The 2,269-nt window shown below is 64.3% G+C and carries 2 protein-coding genes; one reads left to right on the top strand and one right to left on the bottom strand.

All coding sequences use genetic code 11. From position 1 onward, the window contains the following. Nucleotides 1-1,156: serine hydroxymethyltransferase (glyA, locus tag AC1DR1_RS23085; RefSeq protein WP_476993446.1), on the bottom strand; the 1,156-nt coding region annotated here is incomplete at its 3' end. A gap of 239 nt (nucleotides 1,157-1,395) precedes the next feature. Here glyA and AC1DR1_RS23090 point away from each other — a divergent pair. After that, on the top strand, nucleotides 1,396-2,269 hold an 874-nt coding region (locus AC1DR1_RS23090; RefSeq protein WP_476993447.1), incomplete at its 3' end, for an aminopeptidase P family protein.

The raw sequence follows: 2,269 nt of genomic DNA on the forward strand, positions 1-2,269 counted from the left end.
CCTCCGTGAACTCCGCGGCACCGAAGCCGCGGGTGGCCAGGGCCGGGGTGCCGATCCGCAGACCGGAGGAGACCATGGGCGGGCGGGGGTCGAACGGGACGGCGTTGCGGTTGACGGTGATGCCGATCCGGTGCAGCCGGTCTTCGGCCTGCTGCCCGTCCAGTTCCGAGTTCCGCAGGTCCACCAGGACCAGGTGCACGTCGGTGCCGCCGCCCACCACGGAGATCCCGTATTCGGCGACGTCCGGTGCGAGCAGGCGCTCGGCCAGGATCTTGGCCCCTTCCAAGGTGCGCTGCTGGCGGTCCTTGAACTCATCGCTTGCGGCGATTTTGAAGGACACGGCCTTGGCCGCGATCACGTGCTCCAGCGGGCCGCCCTGCTGGCCGGGGAACACGGCGCTGTTGATCTTGCGCGCGTACTCCTCCTTGCTCAGGATCACCCCGCCCCGCGGGCCGCCGAGGGTCTTGTGCGTGGTGGTCGTGACGACGTCTGCATAGGGGACCGGGTTCGGATGCAGTCCGGCCGCGACGAGTCCGGCGAAATGCGCCATGTCCACCATCAGGTAGGCGCCCACGAGGTCCGCGATCCGGCGGAACTCGGCGAAGTCCAGCTGGCGCGTGTAGGCGGACCAGCCGGCCACGATCAGTTTGGGCCGGTGTTCCAGCGCCAGAGCCTCCACCTCGGCCATATCCACGGTCATGTCGGAGTCGCGCACATGGTACGGAACCACGTTGTAGAGCTTGCCGGAGAAGTTGATGCGCATGCCGTGCGTCAGGTGGCCGCCGTGGGCCAGGGCCAGTCCCATGATGGTGTCGCCCGGTTCCAGCAGGGCGAACATCGCGGCGGCGTTGGCCTGCGCGCCGGAGTGCGGCTGGACGTTCGCGGCCTCCGCGCCGAACAAGGCCTTGACCCGGTCGATGGCCAGCTGCTCTACGACGTCAACGTGCTCGCAGCCGCCGTAGTAGCGCTTGCCGGGGTAGCCCTCGGCGTACTTGTTAGTCAGGACCGAACCCTGCGCCTCCATGACCGAAGCCGGGGCGAAATTCTCCGAGGCAATCATCTCAAGGGTGGACTGCTGGCGAGCCAGTTCATGGTCGATGGCACGCGCGACTTCAGCGTCGGCGCTGGCCAGGGATTGGTTCAGGGTGCCCGTCATGGCGGCCTCATTTGGTTGAAGGAAACATAAAGACAAGTGCAACAGTGTTGCGTGTACTGCAACTCTAGGGGCCTAGTGGTGTTACGTCAATCACTTTCCTTTAATGCGATGGCTCTCGGTTAATGTCCCGCGTGCCCGCTATATAGGCCTTGACTGTGTGGCCGGTCACGGATAGCCTGATGCAACAGTGTTGCTTTGAACGCAACTGCTTAGTTCTCTTGACGAAAGGCACCACCACCATGACCATCACCACATCCGGCAACGCTTCGTCCATCGCCGAACTGGAGCGCCTGAAAGTCCTGCACAACGGGCAGAAGGAAAAGCTGACCTTTTCCAACGCCGAATTTGAGCGCCGGCTCGGCGGACTGCGCCGCATCATGGCCGAGAAGGACCTGGACGCCGTCGTCCTGACCAGCTACCACTCCATCAAGTACTACTCTGACTTCCTCTTCACCTACTTCGGTCGCTCCTACGCCATGGTGGTCACCAAGGACGACACCGTGACTGTCACGGCCAACATCGACGCCGGCATGCCGTGGCGCCGCAGCTACGGCGACAACGTCGTCTACACGGACTGGCGCCGGGACAACTACATCTTCGCCATCCAGGAGGCGCTGCGCACCCGCGGCATCAACCCCCGCAGGCTCGGCGTCGAGGACGATTCGCTCCCGCTGGACAACCGCAACAAGATCCAGGCCGCCTTCGCCGGGGCAACGCTGGTGGACGTGGCCCAGGCCGCGATGCGCCAGCGGATGATCAAATCGGCCGAAGAAATTGAAGTGATCAAGCACGGAGCCCGCATCGGCGACCTCGGCGGCGAAGCCATCCGCGACGCCATCACCGCCGGAATCACCGAATACGAGGTCGCCCTGATCGGCACCGAAGCCATGGTCCACGAAATCGCCCGGACCTTCCCGGATTCGGAAATCCGTGACACCTGGGTGTGGTTCCAGTCCGGCATCAACACCGACGGCGCCCACAACTGGGCCACCACGCGCAAGATCCAAGAACACGACATCCTGTCCCTGAACTGCTTCCCCATGACCTCCGGCTACTACACCGCACTGGAGCGCACCCTGTTCTACGGCGAACCCGACGCCCGCTCCCTGGAAC

The sequence above is a fragment of the Arthrobacter sp. P4_F10 genome (assembly GCF_056401435.1).